The organism is Ochrobactrum sp. XJ1 (assembly GCF_024701725.1).
GTDB classification, from domain to species: domain Bacteria; phylum Pseudomonadota; class Alphaproteobacteria; order Rhizobiales; family Rhizobiaceae; genus Brucella; species Brucella anthropi.
Genome location: NZ_VDGD01000008.1, coordinates 207856 through 230118 on the forward strand (window position 1 = coordinate 207856; position 22263 = coordinate 230118).

Here is a 22263-nt window from a genome sequence, read left to right on the forward strand (position 1 = left end):
GCCGGTTTCATGGATGTAACCTCCCGATCCCGCAACAGGCTTGATGCCGCGAGAGAAGGCATTGCCGCGCATCTCGATGAATTCATAGCGCTTCGCCATGACATTCATCAGCATCCGGAGCTTGCCTTCAACGAGCATCGCACGAGCCGCCTCATTGCTTCAAAACTCGCTTCCTGGGGCTATGACGTCACGACGGGAGTTGCGGGAACCGGCGTGGTTGCAACCTTGGTGCGAGGGGAAGGTCGGCGCCGTCTCGCGATCCGGGCAGATATGGACGCTCTACCGATAGAAGAGGCAACAGGGCTTCCCTATGCCAGCCGAAACAAAGGTGTGATGCACGCTTGCGGTCATGACGGGCACACGACGATCCTGCTTACGGCTGCGCGATATCTGGCCGAGGCGGGGAATTTCAGCGGTACGCTCGATCTTGTTTTTCAACCGGCAGAAGAAATCGGCGCCGGAGCACGCAAGATGATAAGCGAAGGGCTTTTCGAACGGTTTCCCGCCGATGCGGTGTTCGGATTGCACAACTGGCCGGGTGTCACCGCAGGACGTTTCGGGTTTGTCGCCGGACCGGCGATGGCATCTGTAGACAAGGCTGTCATCAGGATCGTCGGCAAGGGTGGTCACGGGGCTGAACCGCACAATGCTGTCGATCCTATTGTCGCCGCTGCGTCTCTCATTACCGCCTTGCAGAGCATCGTTTCGCGCAATGTCGATCCACGTGAAATGGCGGTTGTCACGGTCGGTTCCATTCATGGCGGTGAAGCTTCGAACGTCATTCCTGGTTCGGTGGAACTGCAACTGACGATCCGTTCCTACAGCGAAGAGGTGCGGCGCGGATTGCAGATACGCATCCCGGCGCTTGCTCGCGCTCAGGCTGAAAGTTTTGGTGCCGTTGCGGAGGTCGACTATAGGTTGGGCTTTCCTTCTGTCATCAATCCGGTTGAGGAGACCGCATTCGCCCGCAAGGTTGCAGTCGACGCCTTCGGCGATGACGCTCTAGACAGCGCATTTGCGCCACGCACTGCCAGCGAGGATTTTGCTTTCATGCTGCAGGCAAAGCCCGGCAGCTATCTCTTCGTCGGTAACGGCGACAGCGCGCCGCTGCACAGCGCCGAATACAACTTCAACGATCAGATCATCGCGCCAGCTGCCCTCTATTGGGTGCAGCTTGCCGAAGCCTTTCTCAACGAAAACAGACGGTGATGATGATGAGCGATATCTTTCTGTACACCAGTTCTCTTGATCCACGTGCGAAGCCGCTCATCGATGAGCTTCTGTATGAATATGACAGTCGTTACGGCACTTATTTCAACGCGGAAGGTGCGGCGGCAGAAATGAACCGCTATCCGCCCGAGGCGTTTGCACCACCCGGCGGTAATTTTGTGCTGTTGATCCGGGACGGTGAAACCATCGGCGGCGGTGCCTTTAAGGCTTTTGATGCGCGTACTGCGGAGTTCAAGCGCATCTGGACGCGGTCGGATCTGCGGCGACAGGGGCTGGCGCGCAAGCTTCTCGTGGAACTGGAAGAACAGGCGGCAAGACAGGGCTATTCCCGCATCTATCTGACGACCGGCTTCCGTCAGCCTGAAGCCGTCGGTCTCTATCTCCACAACGGCTATACGGCGCTTTTCGACACAGGTGCGGATCCTGAAATTTACAAGACGCTGCCTTTTGAAAAGGAGATCGGCCATCTGGCCGCTCCGCTCGGGCGCGGCAACGATCATCACATCACGGACCGACAACATATCGCCAGCCAGTGAACATCATCACAGGGCTGAAGGCCAAGGAATGACCAGATGGCAGTAACGACAGAATTCTCAAACGTGCAGATTGCAACCCGCCCCGTGGAGCGCAAGCAGGACTATTCGCGCTACAGGATCGTTCCGGCAAAGCATCCAGCACGCTTTGTGGGTAGTGTGTTCGCGGCCCTCGTGATCGGGCTTGTGCTCTATTCGATCTTTACCAATCCGCAGTGGGGCTGGAACGTTTTTGCTGAATGGTTCTTTGCCGAACCGGTGCTCGTCGGCCTCGGGCGGACGCTGCTGCTGACAGCACTCGCGGCTGTATCAGGTTCCATTCTCGGCACGCTGCTGGCCTTAGCCCGTGTATCGAGGTCGCCGCTGCTTTCAGGCCTTTCCTGGGGTTATATATGGTTGTTGCGTTCCATACCGCTGATCGTATTGCTGCTTATCCTGAACAATCTCGGTTACCTCTATGCGAACATCACGCTGAGTGTGCCTTTCACAGATCGCGTATTGTTCGATTACCCGACGGTACAATTGCTGACACCGTTTGCAGCTGCCTTTCTCGGCCTGACCCTCAACCAGTCAGCCTTCTTCGCCGAAATCGTACGCGGCGGCATTCTCTCCGTCGATCAGGGTCAACATGAAGCTGCTGCCGCGCTTGGCCTGCCGCGCAACCGTCAAGCCTTGCGAATTGTTCTGCCACAAGCCATGCGTTCCATCCTTCCGACGGGTTTCAACGAGATCATCGGTCTCGCCAAGGGCACTTCCATGGTCTATGTGCTCGCCTTGCCGGAGCTGTTCTACACAGTTCAGGTGATCTACCGGCGCAATTTGGAAGTCATTCCACTGCTGATGGTCGCGACGGTCTGGTATCTGGTCATCATGACCGTGCTTTCGGTGGCGCAGTATTATATCGAGCGTTATTTCGCCAAGGGTGCGGTTCGCAATCCGGTTCCCCTGCCATTCCAGGCATTCTTCAATCGCTACAAGCGCTCCTTGCCGCTGACCTCGAAGTTGTCGGGACAAGTGCACAAGAGGGTTCCGGTCGCGGGTTTCCGCGATGTCGGCACAGTGTCTGCAGGCGCACCTATTCATATCCACGATATTTCCAAGCGCTTCGGCCCGAACACGGTGCTGAACCATGTGGAATTGTCCCTTCCGGCAGGCAGTGTGACGGCAATTCTCGGCCCGTCCGGCTCCGGTAAGTCCACGCTGCTGCGCTCGATCAATCATCTGGAGCGTGTGGATGCAGGCTTCATTTCCGTTGATGGCGCGCTGGTCGGTTATCGCCAGGACGGAGACACGCTCTATGAGTTGAAGGAAAAGGACATTCTCAAACGCCGTGCCGATATTGCGATGGTGTTCCAGAACTTCAATCTCTTTCCGCACATGACGGTTCTTGAAAACATCATCGAAGCGCCGATCCAGGTACGCGGTCTTGCTCGCGATGCAGCGGTCCGATTGGCGCTCGATCTGCTGGCGCGTGTCGGCCTCAGTGACAAGGTTGAAGCCTATCCGCGTCAATTGTCCGGAGGGCAGCAGCAGCGCGTGGCGATAGCGCGGGCATTGGCGCTTCGTCCGAAGGTCATCCTGTTCGACGAACCGACTTCGGCGCTTGATCCGGAACTGGTCGGTGAGGTGCTCGACGTCATCAAGGAACTTGCCCGTACTGGCACTACCCTTGTGATCGTTACTCATGAGACCGGCTTTGCGCGTGAAGTTGCCGACACGGTTGTCTTTATGGAAGCCGGGCAGATTGTAGAGACCGGTCCGCCATCCCGCATTTTCAACGACGCGCAGCATCCGCGCACACGTGAATTTCTGGCCAAGGTTCTTTGAACCGGTGCTGGAAGAACCGACACAACAAGGAGACGGGAAATGACATTTATCAGAAAAGCGGGTTACTGGACCGCCGGAGTTATCGCTATTGGGTTGCTTGGTTCCGGTGCCGCACGCAGCGAGGGGAAATTCGATCTCAGCCCGGAACAGCCGAACCGGCTGCGCGTCGAGAAGATCGCCAAGCGTGTCGAGGAAATCAGGAACTTCAAGTTCGTCAAGGACGGCGTTCTGACTATCGGCATAAGCACCAGCGGACATCTGCCACTGCATGACTATGCGTCGGATTCCAAGACCGTCATCGGTTACGACGTCGATCTGGCGCAGATCATCGCCGATAGTCTGGGCCTCCAGCTGGAACTGGTTTCTGTCGCATGGGCTGACTGGCCGCTGGGTCTTTCCTCTGGCAAGTTCGATGCAGTGATTTCGAATGTGACGGTGACGGAAGAACGTAAGGAGAAATTCGATTTCTCCACCTATCGCAAGGATGAGCTTGGCTTCTATGTGAAATCCGACAGCGAGATCGGCGAGATCAAGTCTCCGAAAGATATTGCCGGTCTCAAGGTCATCACAGATGCGGGCACCAATCAGGAAAAAATCCTGCTGGAATGGGACCGCCAGAACGTAGCTGCCGGTCTGAAAGCCGTTGAGGTGCAGTATTACGATGATGATGCGGTCAAGGATCTCGCCGTCCAGAGCGGACGCGCCGACGCCGTTTTCAGCGTAAATGCGACGCAAGCTTACTCTGCAGGCATTAACGGCAAGACGAAGCTGGTCGGCACTGTGAGCGGGGGCTGGCCGATTACGGCTGAAATTGCCGTCACGACGCGCAAGGGAAGTGGCCTTGCCCAGCCGCTGACCGATGTCCTGAATGATTTGATCGCAAGCGGGGCATATCAGAAGGTTCTGGAAACCTGGAATCTTGGACCGGAAGCAATCACCGAAGCCAAAACCAACCCGCAGGGACTGCCGAAGAGCGGCTCGTGAGTTGAAAGGTGAGGGGCGGGTCGGTTTGAGGGGACGCGAACTGACCCGCATATTTCTGTGATACTGGAGAAAATTTACATGAGAGCAGGAGCTCTGTTGATCGCGGCCCTTGCATGGGTGGCATTTCCGGTTCTGACGGCCGTGGCAGGAGACGGTTTCGACCTTTCTCCGGAGCAACCGGGTCGTATTCATACGAAGAAGAATGAGACGGCTGCCACAGCCATTCCCGCTGACTTCAAATTCGTTGCGCCGGGTAAATTTACCGTGGCCGTGGCTCCCGGTGGCCCGCCTCTGGCGACTTATGCCACTGATGCGCGAACGGTCGTCGGCGCCGATCCGGAATATGCTTCTGCGATCGCTGAAAGTCTGGGCCTGCAGCTGGAGCTCGTTCCGGTGGCGTGGATCGACTGGCCGCTGGGGCTGGCTTCCGGCAAGTATGATGCCGTCATTTCAAACGTTGGCGTGACCGAGGAACGCAAGGAAAAGTTCGACTTTTCGACTTATCGGCAGGGTCTGCACGGGTTCTTCGTCAAGTCGGACAGTCCGGTCACCTCTATTAAGGAACCGAAGGATGCTGCGGGTTTGCGCATCATTGTAGGTGCGGGGACAAATCAGGAGCGCATTCTCGTCAAATGGAGCGAGGAAAACGTTGCCGCCGGTCTGAAACCGATTGAATTGCAATATTACGACGATGAAGCCGCAAGCCTGCTTGCGCTCCGGTCAGGACGGGCCGACGTGATTGTGCAGCCACATGCGCAGCTCGTTTTCATTGCAGCGCGTGACAAGAATATCAAGCGGGTCGGAACATTGAGCGCAGGTTGGCCGGATCGTTCCGATGTCGCGATCACAACCCGCAAGGGGAGCGGTCTGGCCGATGCACTGACGGTAGCTACCAATGGTCTGATCGAGGATGGAGCCTATGCCAGAATTCTCGAGCGCTGGCAGCTGGAGGAAGAAGCGCTTCCCCGATCCGAAACAAACCCGCCGGGACTGCCGAAGTTCAACTGAGCCGAATATTGTTTCCCTGTAACTGAAGGATCGAAAGTGCCCAAAACTGTCGAATATTTCTTCTCCATCGGATCGCCGTGGTCATATCTCGGGCTGGATACGTTGGAGGAGCTGTCCTCAAGACATCTGGTTGAAATCAAGCCTCATCTGGCGACTGTCATCGAGGAGAATGGCGGAATATTCGCCAGAAACCGTCCCGATGCGCGCCGTGCCTACGGCACGTGTGATCTGAAACGATGGGCGAAGTTTCGTGGTAAACCTTTGCTGGTGGAAAATCGCCCGGCACTCGGCGACCCGACGTCTGCTTCCTTTTTGGTGATCGCCGTCTATCTTGACGGCGAGAACTGGTTGCAGCTGGTGCGGGCGCTGCAACATGCCTTCTGGGAAGAAGCGAAGGATATAGGGCAACCGAATGTCCGCCGCGCGGTGGCTGACACCGCAGGCTTCGACGGGGCCTATCTCCTGTCACGGGAGCAGGACGAGGACGTCCAGGGAAAATGGCGAAATGATCGCGAGATTGCCGTCGAAAAGGGCGTATTCGGATTTCCAACCTACATCTATGAAGATGAAGTTTATTGGGGACAGGACAATCTGGGCTTCCTGTCGAGCCATCTGCGCGGCGAGATACCTTAGGTTCATAGCAGGATTCTAGAAAGCCGCGTTCGGATGCTTTGCCCGGCTTGGTGTCGGCAAGCCTTTAACACGTTGGATTTCTGCTTGTCGTGTTGTTGGGTGATTTCTTATTGTATTTGTTCCAAATCAATGAACTCTCTGTCTGATCCGATAGTTTCCAACCGAAAGACATGCTCGCAAATAATAGCAGAGCAAATGCAGGTTGGACGTGAAAATAGCATTATTGGGCCGTGTGGTCGCTCCAGCTTTCCGACTGCCGGAACAGGGTTTTCCAAGTGTCAGTCAGCCATTTTCATTTTTACTAGAAGCCGCCAGGGTCGTCGCGTTGGCGGCGATGGTTCTGGCGCTCTGCTGGCAGACCACAGCATCCGCCGCTGATCTGGGAAAATACCTTCCCAAGGTTGAGGCAAGCGCGCTCTTCAAAGAGGCCGATGCTATCGGCAAGCCGCAGGGTGAGCCGCCAATCGCACCACTGATGAAGCGGGGCGAGGTGATCGGTTATGTTTATTTGAATTCTGACTTCACCAGTTCCATCGGTTATTCCGGCAAACCCATCCATATCGTCGTCGGCATTGATACCAAAGGCGTCATACGCGGCATAAAACTTGTAGACCACAAAGAGCCGATCGTGCTGATCGGCATTCCCGAAGCCAAGGTTGTGGCTGCGCTGAACTCGCTGGTCGATAGTGACATGAGTGCTGTCGCGGCTGGCAAGAACAAGCCTCCGCAGGTGGAAATCGTTAGCGGCGCCACGGTTACTGTGCTCGTCATGGGAGACAGTGTCGTTCGCTCTGCCGTTGGGCTTGTCCGCAGCGGGCGTCTTGGCAACGCGCCTGTGCAGGTCGCCGCAGCCGATGCGCAGCGCACGGTTGATCTGGAGATCCGTGATGAGCAGGACTGGCAGGCACTGATCGGTGACGGTTCGGTCCGCAGCCTGAAACTGTCGGTTGGTGACGTTACACAGGCATTCCGTGACGCCAAACATGATCGTGCCGCCGAAAACCCCGAAACAACCAACCCTGAAGACGAATTCATCGAACTTTATGTTGCGCCAGTCTCGGTGCCGTCGATCGGTATCAGCCTGCTTGGCAAGGATGGCTTCGAACGCTTGCAAAAGCGGCTGAAGCCAGGACGTCAGGCGATCCTGGTTGCGGGCGACGGAGCCTATTCTTTCAAAGGCTCCGGATATGTGCGCGGCGGTATCTTTGACCGCATCGAGTTGATGCAGGACGGGCAGGGCGTACGTTTCCGCGACAAGAACCATACCCGTATCGGCGATATCATGGCCGAAGGCGCACCGCGTCTGCGCGAGATAGCACTGTTCGAGGTGCCTGACGGGTTTGCCTTCGACGTGACGGAACCGTGGGATCTGCAGCTTCTGGTACAGCGCGGTTTCGGTGCGCGGGACAAGGCCAATATCAGTTACGATCTCGGCTACAGTTTGCCGGAAAAATATCTGGCGAAGCAGCCGGAACCAGCTCCCGCGCAGCCTGCAGCAACGACTGCAGATGCACCGCGTCAGCCGCAACCGGTCGGCGAAGCCAATGCAGCCGACATTCTGGGCGAGGGCAATCCGCTCTGGGTCCGGATGTGGGAGATGAATCGTGCCAATGTGGTCATCACCGCTTTTGCCATAACGGTTCTTGTCGGCATCTTCTTCTTCCAGAACAGTCTGGTCAGGCATCCGCGCTTCTTCACCTGGCTGCGGCGCAGCTATCTTCTGTTCATCCTTGTCTGGCTCGGTTTCTACAACAATGCACAATTGTCGGTCGTCAACGTCCTGACCTTCACCAACTCCCTGATTACCCGCTTTAACTGGGAATTCTTCCTGACATCGCCGCTGATCTTCATTCTGTGGGCATCGGTGGCGGCGGGGCTGCTGTTCTGGGGGCGTGGCCCCTTCTGCGGCTGGCTGTGCCCGTTTGGCGCCCTGCAAGAACTTACCAATAATCTCGCCCAATGGCTGAAGGTGCCGCAGGTCAAGCTTCCATGGGGACTGCACGAACGCCTCTGGCCTCTCAAATACATGATCTTCCTCGGCCTGTTTGGGTTGTCGCTCTATTCGGTCGCTCTGGCGGAAGTGTTTGCAGAAGTCGAACCATTCAAGACCTCGATAATTCTCAAATTCGCACGTGAGTGGCCGTTCGTCATTTATGCGCTGACACTTCTGACTGCAGGCCTGTTCATCGAGCGCTTCTACTGCCGTTATATGTGCCCGCTCGGCGCGGCTCTCGCCATCCCCGGACGCATCCGCATGTTCGAATGGCTGAAACGTTGGCCGGAATGCGGTTCGCCCTGCCACCGTTGTGCCAAGGAATGCCCGGTCGAGGCGATCCATCCGGAGGGGCAGATCAATGTCAATGAATGCATTTACTGCATGCATTGTCAGGAACTCTATCACGACGACCAGCGCTGCCCGCACATGATCCAGGTGCGCGTGAAGCGTGAAAAATTCGCAGCCCGCAATGCCCCCCTCGCAGCGGCTGCCGAACGTGGCGGTGGACCGGCCAGACCCGTCATCTCAGTCAAAGGAAAACCGGTTGAAGGCATTGCCGATACCGGTCCTGCTGTCTGACTTTTCTAAAGGAGAGAAGCATGTCTGAAGAAACCAAAAAAACGCAGCTTAGTCGAAGACAGCTGCTCGGCTCGTCAGCCTTTGTGGCTGCTGCCGGCGCAAGTGGTCTTGGTGGCGCGCTGTTTGCAGGTTCAACCGAACCGGCAATAGCAGCTGCCGGCGGTGCTGGCCACAGTGCGGAGGTGAAGCCCGGAGAACTGGACGAATATTACGTCTTCTTTTCCAGCGGTCAGAGCGGTGAGGTCCGTATTGTCGGCTTGCCATCAATGCGCGAACTGATGCGCATTCCGGTGTTCAATCGCGATAGCGCGACCGGCTGGGGCCAGACAAATGAAAGCCTTAAGGTGCTGACCGAAGGCCTTCTGCCGCAGGACCAAGAGTTCCTCAAAGATCGCGGGGGCATTTTCCTGAATGGTGACTTGCACCACCCGCACCCGTCCTTCACGGAAGGCACCTATGACGGGCGCTATCTCTACGCCAACGACAAGGCCAATACGCGTGTCTGCCGCATCCGTCTTGATGTGATGAAATGCGACAAGATCATTCAGCTCCCGAACCAGCACACCGTGCATGGCTTGCGCGTGCAGAAATATCCGAAAACCGGATATGTCTTCTGCAACGGTGAAGATCGCGCGCCGATCCCGAACGACGGCAGCAATCTGACCGATACCAAGCAATATCACGCGATCTTCACGGCCGTTGACGGCGAGACCATGAAGGTTGCCTGGCAGATCATGGTCGATGGTAATCTGGATAATGTCGACTGCGATTATCAGGGCAAATATGCTTTTGCCACCTGCTACAATTCGGAAGAAGGTACGACGCTCGCCGAAATGATGTCGAGCGAGCAGGACTGGATCGTCATCTTCAACCTGAAGCGTATCGAAGAGGCGGTTGCCAAGGGTGATTTCAAGGAAATCAACGGTGTGCCGGTCATCGATGGACGTCACGGTTCCAAATATACGCGTTACATTCCTGTGCCGAACAGCCCGCATGGCATCAACACTGCGCCAGACGGTATCCATGTGGTTGCCAACGGCAAGTTGTCGCCGACCGTTACCGTGTTCGACGTTCGCAAGTTCGATGAGCTTTTCGACGACAAGATCAAGCCCCGCGATGCTGTGGTTGCGGAACCTGAACTCGGACTTGGGCCATTGCATACGGCTTATGATGGCAAGGGCAACGCCTATACAACGCTCTTCATCGACAGCCAGATCTGCAAATGGAATATCGAGGACGCCAAGCGAGCCTTCAAGGGTGAAAAGGTCGATCCGATCCGTCAGAAACTCGATGTGCATTATCAGCCCGGTCACAATCACACTTCCATGGGGCAAACCAAGGAAGCCGACGGTCAGTGGCTGATCTCGCTCAACAAGTTCTCCAAGGATCGCTATCTCAATGTCGGCCCACTCAAGCCGGAAAATGACCAGCTCATCGATATTTCCGGTGAGAAGATGGTGATTGTCCATGACGGACCAAGTTTTGCCGAACCGCACGATGCAACGATTGTTCATCGCTCCAAGATCAATCCCGTCAACTTCTGGAGCCGTGAGGATCCATTCTTCGCCGATGCTGTCACTCAGGCGAAAGCCGATGGCCTCGACCTGATGGACGCGAATGAGGTGATCCGGGATGGCAATAAGGTGCGCGTTTATATGACGTCTGCCGCGCCAGCCTTCGGTCTAACCGAGTTCACCGTCCAGCAGGGCGATGAGGTGACGGTGTATGTCACCAATATCGACGAGATCGAAGATCTTACGCACGGCTTCGCCATCATCAATTACGGGGTCAACATGGAGATCGGACCACAGGCGACCGCGTCTGTCACCTTCACGGCCAACAAGCCGGGCGTGTGGTGGTATTACTGCTCGTGGTTCTGCCACGCCATGCACATGGAAATGAAGGGCCGGATGCTCGTGGAACCGAAGAAGGCCTGACTGCCATGAGGTTCCCCCGCCGGTTTCAGTCCTTCAGTGCCGCAATGCTGCTGACCGTCGTTCTTTGCGACGGTTTGCAGGCACGGCAGATCGATGTCGTAGCAGGCGAAGGCGTACAGGCGGCTATCGACAAAGCGGAGCCGGGCGATGTCGTCCGGCTTCTGAAAGGCAAGCACAATGGCGCGGTTACGATCGACCGCGCCATTGAACTGACCGGCGAGCAGGGCGCCATTGTGGACGGACTTGGCTCGGGCAATGCCATAACGGTCAACGCGCCGGACGCGATTGTGCGCGGGCTGGAAGTGCGCGGTTCGGGCGATAACATGCCCGACCTCAACTCCGGAGTTTTCGTGGCCAAAACCGCCACGGGCGCACGCGTCGAGAACAATCGACTAATCGATAACCTCTACGGGATTTATTTGCATGGCGCCGCAAATTCCATCGCGAGCGGCAATGAGATCGTTGGCCGTCGAGGCGTGCGGATGGCCCAAACCGGTAGCGGCGTTTCCATCTGGAATGCGCCCGGCGCACAGGTTATCGGCAACGTCATTCGCTACGGGCGCGACGGCATCTATACCAATGCCAGCCGCAAGAATATCTTTCGCGACAATGTGATGGAGAATGTCAGGTTCGCCGTCCATTACATGTACACGGATGACAGTCAGGTCATCGGCAATGTTTCGCGCAACAATTCGGTTGGTTTCGCGATCATGTACACCAACCGTCTCAAGGTGCTGGACAACCTGTCTGACGGCGACCGGGATCATGGCTTGTTGCTCAATTATGCAAACAGTTCGGTCATTTCCGGTAATCGCGTGATCGGGCGCATGCAACCGATAGATCGCTGGCTTGATGCCGGTGTTCAGAAGGCTGAACACGGTCTTCCTGCGGACGACCAGACGGAAACCCAGACGGGCGAAACCTCGCGGCTCGGTCCGGAAAAATGCGTTTTCATTTACAACGCCAACAAGAACAAGTTCACCGAAAACAGTTTCGAGAACTGCAGCATAGGCATTCACTTTACTGCCGGTTCCGAGGGCAATGCCATGAGCGGCAACGCCTTCATCAACAACCGCAATCAGGTGAAATATGTCGGCACGCGCAACCTCGACTGGTCGGTCAATGGACGCGGCAATTATTGGAGCGACAATCCGGCCTTCGATCTCAATGGCGATGGTATCGCTGACAGCCCTTACCGGCCCAATGATCTGATCGACAAGGTTTTGTGGACTGCGCCACAGGCAAAAATTCTCATCAATAGTCCGGCAATCGAGACAATCCGCTGGGCACAGACCCAGTTCCCGGCGCTTTTGCCGGGCGGTGTCGTCGATAGCTATCCCCTTATGAAGCCGCCGCATCCGGCCGATCCGGCGAAAGGAAAACCAAATGACTGAGACTGTCATTCTTGATCAGGTCACAAAGTCCTATGGCGGGTTCAATGCTATCAGCGATGCGAGTTTCCGCCTCCACGCTGGAGAAAGCATTGCGCTGGTCGGCCATAATGGTGCTGGAAAAACGACGATGATAAAGCTCATGCTCGGTCTGATCCGCCCGACCAAGGGCGCGGTTCGCGTGTTGGGCGAGGATCCGGCGACCGGTGCCTTTGCCGCCAGATTGCGGCTTGGCTATCTGCCTGAGCACGTCTCTTTCAATCTGGCGCTGACTGGAGCGGAAACGCTCGGCTTCTATGCGCGGCTCAAGAGAATGCCGGTTGCCCAAAATGTAGAACTGCTGGAGCGCGTCGGCCTTGCCCATGCCGCAAACAGGCGGGTCGGCACCTATTCGAAGGGGATGCGCCAGCGACTGGGGCTTGCTCAGGCATTGCTCGGGCAACCATCCGTTCTGTTGCTTGACGAGCCGACGACCGGTCTCGACCCCGCCTTGCGGCAGAGCTTCTATGAAGTTCTTGAAGAATTGCGGAGCAAAGGCGCGACAATCCTCATGTCATCCCATGCCTTGACCGAACTGGAAACCAAGGTCGGGCGCGTCATCATCGCGAACAAGGGCAAGATCATTGCCGATGGCTCCATCGATGCGTTGCGCCGGATTTCACAATTACCGCTTCGCATACGGGTGCAGACGCCAGACGTCTCCCGGTTGCCTTCGACAACCGCCAATGCTGCATTGCGCTGGCATCGTCTCGGCCCGGATATCTTTGAAACGGAAGCTCCGACGGAAGGCAAGATGGCTCTTGTCCGTGAAATCGTGGCCATGAACGACAATCTCACGGAACTTGATCTCGTTCCGCCGACGCTGGACGAACTTTACGCCCACTTCCTCAATGCCGGGGAAGCGGCCCTCGCGGAGGCAGCGGAATGAACAATATTCTCATAATCGCTTCCAAGGAAATTCAGGAAGGGTTGCGCAATCGCTGGGTTCTGGCGACAACGCTATTGCTTGCGGCATTAGCCTTGAGCATGACTTTTCTCGGCAGCGCACCCACCGGGAGTTCGGTTGCCGCGAGCAAGCTGGACGTTGTGATCGTCAGCCTCTCCAGCTTGACTATCTTTCTCATCCCTCTCATTGCCCTTCTCATTTCGCATGATGCAATCGTCGGTGAAATGGAACGCGGCACGATGCTGCTGCTTCTGAGCTATCCCATAAGCCGGTTTCAGCTGGTTCTTGGCAAATTCATCGGTCAGCTTGCTATTCTGTCCTTCGCGACATTGTTCGGGTACGGCGCGGCGGCTGTGGCGCTGATCGTGACCGGGGCCGGCGTGGATGCTGGAAGCTGGCTGTCGCTGTTCAAACTTATTATCTCGTCGGTCCTGCTGGGAGCCGTGTTCATCGCCATCGGTTTTCTTGCAAGCACCTTGGTGCGGGAGCGAAGCACGGCAGCAGGTATCGCCATCGGCGTCTGGCTGTTCTTCGTGCTGATCTATGACGCAGCACTTCTTGCTCTGCTGGTTTTCGATCAGGGCCGCATTGTTGGCGGTGGCATACTCAACGGTCTGCTTCTTCTCAATCCAGCCGACTCCTACCGGCTTCTCAACTTCGGTCTCGGACAGGCCGGATCTTTAACTGGCATGGGCGGAATAGCCGGTAACGCTACACTCTCGGCTCCAGCTCTGACGCTAGCGCTCGGCCTCTGGGTCATGCTGCCACTGTCCCTTTCCATGCTGGTTTTCTCGAGGAAAGAATTATGAAACGCGCTCTGTTTCTTGCTCCCCTGTTTCTGGTTCTGCTTACAGGATGTTCTCCGGACGAAAAGAATGATGCCGTGATGGCTCCTTTCGCGCTGACGGAAAGCGCAATGGGCCGATATTGCGGAATGAATGTTCTGGAGCACCCCGGCCCCAAGGGGCAAATTATTCTAGAGCCGACAAACGAGGCAGTATGGTTCTCTTCCGCCCGTGATACGCTCGCCTTTACGATGCTGCCTGAGGAGCCAAAAGGGATCGCGGCGATCTATGTTTCAGATATGGCGAAAGCGCCAAGCTGGGAAGAGCCGGGAGCGGAAAACTGGGTCGATGCGCGCAAAGCCTTTTTCGTGATTGAAAGCGCTGCTGTCGGTGGAATGGGGGCACAGGAGGCCGTACCGTTTTCGACACGAGAAGCAGCGGAGAAGTTCGTTGCGGAAAAGGGCGGCCGTATTAGCACTTTTACCGAAATACCGGAGGATTACGTTCTCGGCGGTCAGTCGGTGCGGCCCTCCGATCTTGGAGCCGAAAGCCATGCGCATTGAAGGTGGACAGCGTGTCAGTCGTCGGCTTGTACTTGCGGGTGGTGCGGCTGGAGTAGTGTTCTGGGCCACTCCAAAACACGCAGTTTCACTCGACCTTCCTGAGCCCATCATCTGGCGTGGCCAGGCGATGGGGGCACCTGCCAAGATCATACTCTATCATCCGGATCGTTCGATTGCCGAAAGGTTGCTGCGCGAAGTTGTTCAAGAAGCGGAAAGGCTGGAGAACATCTTCAGCCTCTATCGTGAAGATTCAGAACTTGCCGAACTTAATCGCAATGGGGCGCTGGCATCGCCTTCGCCTGATCTGGTCGAGGTATTGCGTATCTGCCATGAATGCTGGCAGGCCAGCGACGGCCTTTTCGATCCGACGGTACAGCCCCTTTGGAACTGTCTGAAAAAGCATTTCTCGCAAGAACATCCTTCTCCCGACGGACCATCGCGACAGCTTTGGGATGAAGCGCTGGCGAAGGTAGGGTTCGGTCACGTTCTATTCGATGATAACCGCATTGCATTCTCCAAGCCATCTATGTCTCTGACGCTAAACGGTATTGCGCAGGGCTATGTCACCGACCGCGTGACGGCATTGTTGCAAAGGGCAGCGGCCCAACATGCACTGGTCGATATGGGGGAGTATCGCGCTCTCGGCTCAAGACCTGACGGCACGGCATGGCGCATTGGCATCGCCGATCTGGAAGCCGGAGCTGCTGCCGAAGAGTATGTTGATATCCGCAATCAGGCGCTCGCGACATCCAGCTTCACGGGCTTTCAGTTTGAGGAGTCCGGACGGTTTAACCATTTGCTCAACCCAAAAACCGGATTCTCAGCGGCACTTTATCGCCGGGTGACTGTGGTTGCCCGTGATGCAGCGCGAGCCGATACCTGGGCAACTGCGTTCAGCCTCATGGACAAGAATCAGATCGAAGCAGTTATCGGTAGCAAGCCGGATATGTCTGTGATTGCGCAGACGCGCTCTGGCGAACGAGTAGCCCTGGGCTTGTAGGATAATGGGCGGCGTTATCGTACTGATCGCAGGCGTATCCCATCCCAAGCAGATTGATGCTCAGGAGGGCGGAAAAACGATGCGGTTTTTTTGAAGAAACAGGGCGTCTTATGCGAACGTGACGATGAGATTTTTTTGATCTTTAGAATGAATGTCAGGAAACTCTGAGCAATCGGCATTTGCCGATACAAGCACCGTCGCGCAGTCATGCTTTTTTAAGTTGCCAGACTGAAAACCTGTTCTGGAACCAATGCTCAGTCGAGCCAAGTTATCGCAATAATTCCAAGGGGATCGAATGGTGGGCGTGACAGGGATTGAACCTGTGACCCCTACGATGTCAACGTAGTGCTCTCCCGCTGAGCTACACGCCCATTCGATGTGGCGCATACACCATATCGCGTTGCGCCCGTCAATGCCCTTTTATGAAGTTTTTTCGTCTTTTTGTTGATGACAAAACAAAGGGCCGCAAATCAGTGGGATCGCCTCAGGCGGCGATCAGCATTTTTTCTATTTCGTTCACCAGGTCACGCAGGTGGAACGGCTTGGAAAGCACCTTTGCGTCGCGCGGCGCGTCCGAATCGGGGTTGAGGGCGACAGCGGCGAAGCCCGTAATGAACATGATCTTCAGATCCGGGTCGATTTCTGTCGCGCGCCGCGCCAGTTCGATGCCGTCCATTTCCGGCATGACAATATCGGTCAGCAGAAGGGAGAAAGGCTCTTCCTGCAATCTTTCATAGGCACTCGCGCCGTTGTCGAAGTGCGTCACGTGATAGCCGGCTTTTTCCAACGCCTTGACGAGGAAGCGGCGCATATCATTGTCATCTTCAGCTAGAAGGATTCTCTTCATTGTTCCGTCCGAATTCTGTGTCGTGTTCATCGCCCAAAAGCTGACCCTTAACGACTCAATATCCACCGTAGAAAACGCTTCTTTGGTAAATATGGAATGAATGCTCGCGCGAATGTTAATTGTTATGGCGCGTATTTGGCAACAAGCTGTTTAGTGTGACAGGATTGTCGCATATGCACGCCATGCAAAGGCCGGAAGATTCGGCTGCCAGCCATTTGCACGCATGGGCCGCCTGACGTAATTTGTTATAATACTGACGTGGATCGTCGTCGAATGGCCTGGATGTTCTGGCCGAAAACGGGTGAAGAATGAGTTTGGAGCGCGATTTTAGTCTGATACCGCCCTTCGAGATATGCGCTCCGGCGGAACAGCGCATTCCGTTCGTCTTCAATTCACCGCATAGCGGACGCTATTACCCGCATTCTTTCGTCGAATTGTCGCGTCTCGACGCCTTGAGCATACGTCATTCGGAAGACTGTTATGTCGATGAGCTTTTTGCTTCCGCCATGCGGCTCGGTGCGCCCTTGCTCAAGGCGCATTTTCCGCGTGCGTTTCTCGATGTGAATCGCGAAGCCTATGAACTCGATCCGCGCATGTTCACCGAGCCATTGCCGCCTTTCGTCAATAGCCAGTCGGCGCGCGTTGCAGGCGGGCTTGGCACGGTGCCGCGTCTGGTCGGTGAGGGTCAGCTGATTTATCCGGGGCGCATTCCGCTCGCCGAAGCATTTTACCGTATCGAAGACCTCTACAAGCCTTACCACCAGACGCTTGATGCACTGCTTCAGTCCACCCGTCAGCGTTTCGGTTATGCGGTTCTGATTGACTGCCATTCGATGCCCGGCGGCGCGCGGCCCGGCGAAGTCCGATCGCGTCCGGATTTCATCGTTGGTGATCGTTTCGGTCGCTCGTGCAGTGAAAGGCTGACGCAGGCTGCCATCGATCTGCTGCAGGATCTGGGCTACACTGTTGCGCACAACAAGCCCTATGCTGGCGGGTTCATCACGGAGCATTACGGGCGGCCTGCCATGGCTTGCCACGCTCTCCAGATCGAGATCAATCGCAGTCTTTATGTGAACGAGCAGAACCTGCATAAGCTTGCCGGTTTCGAAACGCTCTGTGCCGATCTGCATGGGTTTCTGAGCGACCTGACATCCCTGCCGGACGATCTCTTTATCGCGCCGCCTCTGGCCGCAGAATAATCCGTTCCGACGAGCGCCTCTCGCAGATAAAAAGAACCGCGCCCGAACGATACGAGCGCGGTCAAAGACTAGGGAGGAAATGCCCCGAAAGGCATCGACAGGAAAACCTGTCTGGGATTTAAGTTACGTCCGAATGGCGGTAACGTCAAGAAAATGCGCATATTTTTTGGGCTAATTTCATTATGCTCATTATGTAGGCAAAATTAGCATGGTTTGCATAAGTATGCGCCATGTGTTGGAAACAGGAGTTCGGGGTTGCTGATCGATAAGGCATTTTTTTCCGAAGTGGCTGCAGCGGCATCTGCTCAGACGCTTCCGCGTTTTCGTCAGCTGACGGAAATCGACAACAAATATAGCGTTGGTTTCGATCCTGTGACTGAAGCGGACCGGGCGGCGGAGCGTGCGATTCGTGCTGTTATTGGCAGTGTTTTTCCCGACCATGGTATTCTTGGGGAAGAATACGGGCCGGAGAATATTGACCGCAGCCATGTCTGGGTCATCGATCCCATTGATGGGACCCGTGCTTTCATTTCCGGCCTGCCGGTCTGGGGCACGCTTTTGGGACTGACTGTCGATGGCGATGCCACGGCGGGAATGATGTCGCAGCCCTTCACCGGCGAGTTGTTCTACAGCGATGGTAATGGTGCTTATCTCGCGCGTAATGGCGGCGAAGACGCGCCTCGCCGTCTGTCGGTGCGCAAGAATGCAACCTTGGCCGATGCAACGATGTTTACGACGACGCCTGCTCTTTTCAAGGGTGAAAGCCGCAAGGGATTTGATCGGCTGGAAAGCGCGGTGCGTCTGTCCCGCTATGGGGTCGATTGCTATGCCTTCGCCATGCTGGCAAGCGGCTTTGCCGATATCGTGGTTGAAGCGGGTCTCCAGCCCTATGACATTGTCGCTCTCATTCCGCTGATTGAGCAGGCTGGCGGTGTGGTGACGCAACGCGATGGCAGCCCGGCGGAAAAGGGCGGCGATGTCGTGGCAGCTGCTTCTCCTGAACTGCACAGGGCAGCGCTTGATTTGCTGAATAGCTGATAAGAGCATTTCCAGCAAAAGTGCGAAGCGGTTCAGCGTCGGATAATGCGTAAAAACAAACATTTAGAGCGATTTCAATGCTTCTACCGCAGGCGAAATCGCTCTAAATACCGGAGGCCAGGGGCTCAATGGTCTCCGGCATGGTTTCGACCTCTGACGAGCCCGGAATGAAGGCATCGAAGGCGGCCCAGAGCTGCTCACGATAAAAGTCGGCTTCCTGAAGCATCTCATGACGTGCGCCGGTAATTGTCGTCAGTGAGACATTGCGCGTGCGGGCGACAAAACGTTCGATCACCGATGTGGAAACCACGCGGTCTGCGCCAGCGGCAACGATGAGGACCGGTACTGTGGGTCCATTATAGAAATCCGGCTGATTGATGCGCCGAGACGTTTCGAGAGCGCTCCAGAGCCACCGGGCGGTCGGACCGCCAAGCGCAAGATCCGGGTGAAGGCGTGGAATTTCCATATTACGCATGAAGCGTGCCGGGTCGCTGGTCAGCGGATTGCCTGCAAAGGGACGCGAAGCCAGTCTGCGTCCGCCGGATGCGTAAACTTGGCCGAGGCCGAGCCATCGAAAGGCGGAGGCGATGCGGCGTACATTGTCATCGCTGAGCCTTTGCCCATCAAGCCCCATGAAGGGCGCGCACAGCACCATGCGGCTGATGCGCGATGTCAGTCTGCCCATCGAAGAAAGCGCCACAAGCGCACCGGCGGAATGGCCGAGAATGTAGAAGGGCGGGGGACAGTCAGGCAAGGCGATCTGGTCAAGGATAAGGTCGAGATCGTCGGAATAGTCTTCGAAACTGCGGACATAGCCGCGCTGGCGGTCCTTCAGCAACCGGTGCGAGCCGCCTTGTCCGCGCCAGTCGAAAGTTACGACCGTGAAGCCGCGCGCGGTCAGATCGGTCATGGTTTCGAAGTATTTTTCGATGAATTCGTTACGTCCCTGAAGCAGGACCACGGTTCCCCGTATCGGTTTTGCGTCGGCTTTCAGAATGGCATAGCGCAGGGTCTTGCCGCCCTTCGCTTCAAGCAGTCCGGCTTTAATTCCGTGCGGAATCGGATTTGCATCGGTTTCGAAAAGTAGTTCCGACATCCGATTGCGAACCTTTCTGCTTCAGATTGGGATATGGGGCTCCAGCATAATGGGGCAATTGATGATAAAAAGTAACCGGAAGTTCGAGAACGAACTTCCGGCTCAAAGAACAGCCGATGCAAGGGACGTTACACCAGCTGGTCTGTAGAGAAAATTTGAAGAAGGTGCTCAGTATCCGCCAGGGCGGCGTTCACCGACAATGCGGCCTGAATAAGCATCGACCATGACGATGACGCGGCGGCCGTTCGGCCTTGTGGCGCGCACGAAATAGGTGTCGCGGTTAAGGCGCATGTCGCCGACATCATAGCCGCGGCGTTCCAGCGAGCGTGCGATACGACGCGGTCCCATGATGTCGCGACGACCATAATCGTCGCCCCAGCCCGGGCGGCGATCCGGGCCACCATCCCAATCAGGGCGTGGACCCGGATATGGACGCGGCGGACGATAGCCGTCATCATCGTAATATTGAATCTGAACGCGCAGGCCGCTATCGGCTGCAAGGGTGGGTGTCGCAATCCCTGTCGCGACGGTAGCAAGTGCGGCAAAAGCGAGAACAGCTTTTCTCATAACCGTGATCCTTTAATGAACCCGCTTTGCAGCAGGCATGGTGGGACATTAGCCCCAAGCGGCTGAACGCTCGCCAAAGATGATGTTCATTTTGGGTTCATCGTGCGGCGAATCCCCCAAAATGTAGGCCCCTATTGATCAGGAGTTATTACGCGGCGTGACAGCCCGTGTTTCGCAAGCTTCGCACGCACGCGGCCTTGAAATGAAAAAGAACCGTTCCCAAATGAGTTTTGCGGTCGCCTGGAAGGGGCCGCCGGCATCAAGGAATTCGCCATAAGGGAGTTTCGCCGCCGTGTATGGTCCCGAATGCGCTCAGCGCTCTTCGGAACAGATCATGCTGAAACAAGCATCATGTCGCTCTAAAGGAGGGCTAATACATGCGTCACGTAGATTTTTCCCCGCTCTATCGTTCCACGGTCGGTTTCGATCGGCTCTTCTCCATGCTTGATACGCTCGCTTCGCCGGAAGGTAACCAGTCCTATCCGCCGTATAATATCGAGCGCACGGGTGAGAACACCTATCGCATCACCATGGCGGTCGCGGGCTTTTCCGAAAGTGAACTCGAAATCGAAGCGCATCGCAACCTGCTGACGATCAAGGGTCAGAAGGCGGATGAAAATGCTTCCGATATCGGTGAAGTTCTCTATCGTGGTATCGCCTCACGTGCTTTCGAGCGCCGTTTCCAGCTTGCCGACTTCGTTGAAGTCGCCGGTGCGAGCCTCAAGAACGGTCTCCTGCACATCGATCTCAAGCGCGAGATTCCAGAACAGATGAAACCGCGCAAGATCGAAGTTGCCAAGGCTGGCTCCGACAGCGCTCAGCAGATCGAGGCGAAAACCGCGCATTAAGCTTGGTTGAGAATGAATAAGAAAAGGCGGTGCTTGAAGCGCCGCCTTTTTCATTTTGACAGATACGAAAGAGCGTCAGGCGATCAAGTCGGCGAACCGGTCGACATCTTCTTCCGTGTTGGCGAAGCTCGTCACAAAGCGGGCGAAAATTTCGCCGTCGCTGATGCGGTTCACTTCCGAATGCGGCGGGTTCCAGTCGTAGAAAATCGCTCCAGCATTGCTCAGACGGTCATAGACCGACTGTTTCATGATGGCGAAGACCTCATTGGCTTCCGGCTTCCAGGCAAGGCGCATCTGGCTCGACGCATTGATATGGCCGGCGAGGCGCGCGGCGAGTGCATTGGAGTGGCGTGCCAGTTCCAGCCAGAGATCGTCTCGCAGGTAAGCATCGAATTGCGCTGCCACAAAGCGTGTCTTGGAAAAGAGCTGTGCTGCGCGTTTGCGGATGAACGGTAGGTCCTTGGCGCGGGCCGGGTCCATGAAGACCAATGCTTCGGCGCACCAGCAGCCGTTTTTCGTACCACCGAAGGAAACGATGTCCACGCCCTGTTTCCAGGTCATTTCGGCTGGTGTCATGTCCAGCGAAACAAGCGCATTGGCAAAGCGTGCGCCGTCCATATGCAGTGGCAGACCGGCATCGCGGCAGATCTTGGAAATGGTGGCGATATGTTCGGGCTGGTAGAGCGTACCAACTTCGGTCGCCTGCGTGATGCTGACGGCCATGGGCTGCCCAGCATGAACGAAAGCCGGATTGAACCGCTTCAGTTCGCGCTTGAGAAGTTCGGGGTCGATGCGGCCATGCGCGCCGTCAATCGGATGCAGACGTGCGCCGCCGGTGAAATATTCAGGCGCGCCGCATTCATCCTCGATGACGTGCGCTTCGCGATGCACCAGCGAAACGCCGCCCGGACGGTTGACGCTGGCCAGCGCCAGCGAGTTGGCGGCCGTTCCGGTGCCGACGAAAAAGACGGCCACTTCGCGCTCGAACAATTCGTTGAAGCGCTGCTCGACGCGCTTGTCGAGTTCGCTTGCGCCATAGGCTGCCGCAAAACCTGCAGCATGCAACGAAAGGCTCTCGGCGATTTTCGGGTGGGCGCCTGCCCAATTGTCTGACGCAAAATACACGTGTTCCTCCAGATGGGTTGAATGGGCTGTCGCACAGTCGATGTTTCTATAACCTGTCTGACAGAAGCGGTTAAGGTCCGGCTTGCGCGAAAAATGTCATCAACATGCCTATTTTTTAGGCATTCAAGGGA

General features: G+C 56.2%; 20 protein-coding genes and 1 tRNA gene. 16 read left to right on the top strand and 5 right to left on the bottom strand.

Annotated elements, in window-relative coordinates:
* The first annotated feature begins 9 nt into the window (after positions 1 to 9).
* The 13 genes from FG152_RS16195 (at position 10) to FG152_RS16255 (ending at position 15412) form a co-directional block, all read left to right on the top strand.
* On the top strand, positions 10 to 1209 hold the full coding sequence (locus FG152_RS16195; RefSeq protein WP_010660643.1) for a M20 aminoacylase family protein: 1200 nt from the start codon (positions 10 to 12) through the stop codon (positions 1207 to 1209).
* A 5-nt stretch (positions 1210 to 1214) separates the two neighbouring features.
* Entirely contained in the window at positions 1215 to 1766 is a 552-nt protein-coding gene (locus tag FG152_RS16200; protein WP_036563904.1) for a GNAT family N-acetyltransferase, read from the top strand.
* A gap of 36 nt (positions 1767 to 1802) precedes the next feature.
* Positions 1803 to 3590 carry an amino acid ABC transporter permease/ATP-binding protein gene (locus FG152_RS16205; protein ID WP_010660645.1) on the top strand — a complete coding sequence of 596 codons (1788 nt, stop codon included), beginning with the start codon at positions 1803 to 1805 and terminating at the stop codon, positions 3588 to 3590.
* Positions 3591 to 3629: 39 nt separating this feature from the next.
* Positions 3630 to 4574 (top strand): ABC transporter substrate-binding protein, encoded by a 945-nt coding sequence (locus FG152_RS16210; RefSeq protein WP_010660646.1) that lies wholly within the window; start codon positions 3630 to 3632, stop codon positions 4572 to 4574.
* Between the two features lie 78 nt (positions 4575 to 4652).
* Positions 4653 to 5582 (top strand): ABC transporter substrate-binding protein, encoded by a 930-nt coding sequence (locus tag FG152_RS16215; RefSeq protein WP_010660647.1) that lies wholly within the window; start codon positions 4653 to 4655, stop codon positions 5580 to 5582.
* Between the two features lie 36 nt (positions 5583 to 5618).
* Positions 5619 to 6215, top strand: a complete 597-nt coding sequence (locus FG152_RS16220) for a 2-hydroxychromene-2-carboxylate isomerase (protein ID WP_010660648.1) — start codon at positions 5619 to 5621, stop codon at positions 6213 to 6215.
* 334 nt (positions 6216 to 6549) lie between these two features.
* Positions 6550 to 8790, top strand: coding sequence for a regulatory protein NosR (locus FG152_RS16225; protein WP_036563909.1), 2241 nt, complete (start codon positions 6550 to 6552; stop codon positions 8788 to 8790).
* A gap of 20 nt (positions 8791 to 8810) precedes the next feature.
* Positions 8811 to 10727: a TAT-dependent nitrous-oxide reductase gene (nosZ, locus tag FG152_RS16230; protein WP_010660650.1), complete on the top strand. Its 1917-nt coding sequence runs from the start codon at positions 8811 to 8813 to the stop codon at positions 10725 to 10727.
* 5 nt (positions 10728 to 10732) lie between these two features.
* Complete coding sequence (locus FG152_RS16235; protein ID WP_010660651.1) at positions 10733 to 12121, top strand: nitrous oxide reductase family maturation protein NosD; 1389 nt, start codon at positions 10733 to 10735, stop codon at positions 12119 to 12121.
* The gene (locus FG152_RS16240) at positions 12114 to 13046 is read left to right on the top strand and encodes an ABC transporter ATP-binding protein (RefSeq protein ID WP_010660652.1); all 933 of its coding nucleotides are present in this window, start codon (positions 12114 to 12116) and stop codon (positions 13044 to 13046) included. The genes FG152_RS16235 and FG152_RS16240 overlap by 8 nt, the downstream gene beginning before the upstream one ends.
* Complete coding sequence (locus FG152_RS16245; RefSeq protein WP_010660653.1) at positions 13043 to 13873, top strand: DUF2705 family protein; 831 nt, start codon at positions 13043 to 13045, stop codon at positions 13871 to 13873. Before FG152_RS16240 ends, FG152_RS16245 begins: the two co-directional genes overlap by 4 nt.
* On the top strand, positions 13870 to 14412 hold the full coding sequence (locus FG152_RS16250; RefSeq protein ID WP_010660654.1) for a nitrous oxide reductase accessory protein NosL: 543 nt from the start codon (positions 13870 to 13872) through the stop codon (positions 14410 to 14412). The genes FG152_RS16245 and FG152_RS16250 overlap by 4 nt, the downstream gene beginning before the upstream one ends.
* A complete protein-coding gene (locus FG152_RS16255; RefSeq protein WP_010660655.1) occupies positions 14402 to 15412 on the top strand; it encodes an FAD:protein FMN transferase in 1011 nt (336 codons plus the stop codon). The genes FG152_RS16250 and FG152_RS16255 overlap by 11 nt, the downstream gene beginning before the upstream one ends.
* A 296-nt stretch (positions 15413 to 15708) precedes the next feature.
* Here the strand turns inward: FG152_RS16255 and FG152_RS16260 are convergent.
* Positions 15709 to 15783 (bottom strand) — tRNA-Val (locus FG152_RS16260).
* A 113-nt stretch (positions 15784 to 15896) separates the two neighbouring features.
* Positions 15897 to 16259, bottom strand: coding sequence for a cell cycle two-component system response regulator CpdR (gene cpdR / locus FG152_RS16265; protein ID WP_002966536.1), 363 nt, complete (start codon positions 16257 to 16259; stop codon positions 15897 to 15899).
* A gap of 308 nt (positions 16260 to 16567) precedes the next feature.
* Between cpdR and FG152_RS16270 the strand changes: the two genes are divergently transcribed.
* Together FG152_RS16270 and hisN are read left to right on the top strand one after the other, a co-directional pair.
* Entirely contained in the window at positions 16568 to 17458 is an 891-nt protein-coding gene (locus FG152_RS16270; protein WP_010660656.1) for an N-formylglutamate amidohydrolase, read from the top strand.
* Positions 17459 to 17713: 255 nt separating this feature from the next.
* The gene (gene hisN / locus FG152_RS16275; protein ID WP_010660657.1) at positions 17714 to 18496 is read left to right on the top strand and encodes a histidinol-phosphatase; all 783 of its coding nucleotides are present in this window, start codon (positions 17714 to 17716) and stop codon (positions 18494 to 18496) included.
* A 103-nt stretch (positions 18497 to 18599) separates the two neighbouring features.
* Here hisN and FG152_RS16280 read toward each other — a convergent pair whose 3' ends face one another.
* Together FG152_RS16280 and FG152_RS16285 are read right to left on the bottom strand one after the other, a co-directional pair.
* Positions 18600 to 19592, bottom strand: a complete 993-nt coding sequence (locus FG152_RS16280; protein ID WP_012093569.1) for an alpha/beta fold hydrolase — start codon at positions 19590 to 19592, stop codon at positions 18600 to 18602.
* A 168-nt stretch (positions 19593 to 19760) separates the two neighbouring features.
* Entirely contained in the window at positions 19761 to 20159 is a 399-nt protein-coding gene (locus FG152_RS16285; protein ID WP_010660659.1) for a hypothetical protein, read from the bottom strand.
* A gap of 377 nt (positions 20160 to 20536) precedes the next feature.
* Between FG152_RS16285 and FG152_RS16290 the strand changes: the two genes are divergently transcribed.
* A complete protein-coding gene (locus FG152_RS16290) occupies positions 20537 to 21007 on the top strand; it encodes an Hsp20 family protein (RefSeq protein ID WP_010660660.1) in 471 nt (156 codons plus the stop codon).
* Between the two features lie 75 nt (positions 21008 to 21082).
* Here FG152_RS16290 and FG152_RS16295 read toward each other — a convergent pair whose 3' ends face one another.
* The gene (locus tag FG152_RS16295; protein ID WP_010660661.1) at positions 21083 to 22132 is read right to left on the bottom strand and encodes a threonine aldolase family protein; all 1050 of its coding nucleotides are present in this window, start codon (positions 22130 to 22132) and stop codon (positions 21083 to 21085) included.
* Positions 22133 to 22263 lie beyond the last annotated feature (131 nt).

What these genes read in the sequence shown, in the direction of transcription:
- FG152_RS16290 (WP_010660660.1), top strand. Translation starts at nt 20,537, where the DNA reads ATGCGTCACGTAGATTTTTCCCCGCTCTATCGTTCCACGGTCGGTTTC.
- FG152_RS16215 (WP_010660647.1), top strand. Translation starts at nt 4,653, where the DNA reads ATGAGAGCAGGAGCTCTGTTGATCGCGGCCCTTGCATGGGTGGCATTT.
- FG152_RS16245 (WP_010660653.1), top strand. Translation starts at nt 13,043, where the DNA reads ATGAACAATATTCTCATAATCGCTTCCAAGGAAATTCAGGAAGGGTTG.
- FG152_RS16205 (WP_010660645.1), top strand. Translation starts at nt 1,803, where the DNA reads ATGGCAGTAACGACAGAATTCTCAAACGTGCAGATTGCAACCCGCCCC.
- FG152_RS16225 (WP_036563909.1), top strand. Translation starts at nt 6,550, where the DNA reads ATGGTTCTGGCGCTCTGCTGGCAGACCACAGCATCCGCCGCTGATCTG.
- FG152_RS16285 (WP_010660659.1), bottom strand. Translation starts at nt 20,159, where the DNA reads ATGAGAAAAGCTGTTCTCGCTTTTGCCGCACTTGCTACCGTCGCGACA.
- FG152_RS16250 (WP_010660654.1), top strand. Translation starts at nt 13,870, where the DNA reads ATGAAACGCGCTCTGTTTCTTGCTCCCCTGTTTCTGGTTCTGCTTACA.
- FG152_RS16240 (WP_010660652.1), top strand. Translation starts at nt 12,114, where the DNA reads ATGACTGAGACTGTCATTCTTGATCAGGTCACAAAGTCCTATGGCGGG.
- FG152_RS16280 (WP_012093569.1), bottom strand. Translation starts at nt 19,592, where the DNA reads ATGTCGGAACTACTTTTCGAAACCGATGCAAATCCGATTCCGCACGGA.
- FG152_RS16210 (WP_010660646.1), top strand. Translation starts at nt 3,630, where the DNA reads ATGACATTTATCAGAAAAGCGGGTTACTGGACCGCCGGAGTTATCGCT.
- nosZ (WP_010660650.1), top strand. Translation starts at nt 8,811, where the DNA reads ATGTCTGAAGAAACCAAAAAAACGCAGCTTAGTCGAAGACAGCTGCTC.
- FG152_RS16235 (WP_010660651.1), top strand. Translation starts at nt 10,733, where the DNA reads ATGAGGTTCCCCCGCCGGTTTCAGTCCTTCAGTGCCGCAATGCTGCTG.
- FG152_RS16195 (WP_010660643.1), top strand. Translation starts at nt 10, where the DNA reads ATGGATGTAACCTCCCGATCCCGCAACAGGCTTGATGCCGCGAGAGAA.
- cpdR (WP_002966536.1), bottom strand. Translation starts at nt 16,259, where the DNA reads ATGAAGAGAATCCTTCTAGCTGAAGATGACAATGATATGCGCCGCTTC.
- FG152_RS16200 (WP_036563904.1), top strand. Translation starts at nt 1,215, where the DNA reads ATGAGCGATATCTTTCTGTACACCAGTTCTCTTGATCCACGTGCGAAG.
- FG152_RS16255 (WP_010660655.1), top strand. Translation starts at nt 14,402, where the DNA reads ATGCGCATTGAAGGTGGACAGCGTGTCAGTCGTCGGCTTGTACTTGCG.
- FG152_RS16270 (WP_010660656.1), top strand. Translation starts at nt 16,568, where the DNA reads ATGAGTTTGGAGCGCGATTTTAGTCTGATACCGCCCTTCGAGATATGC.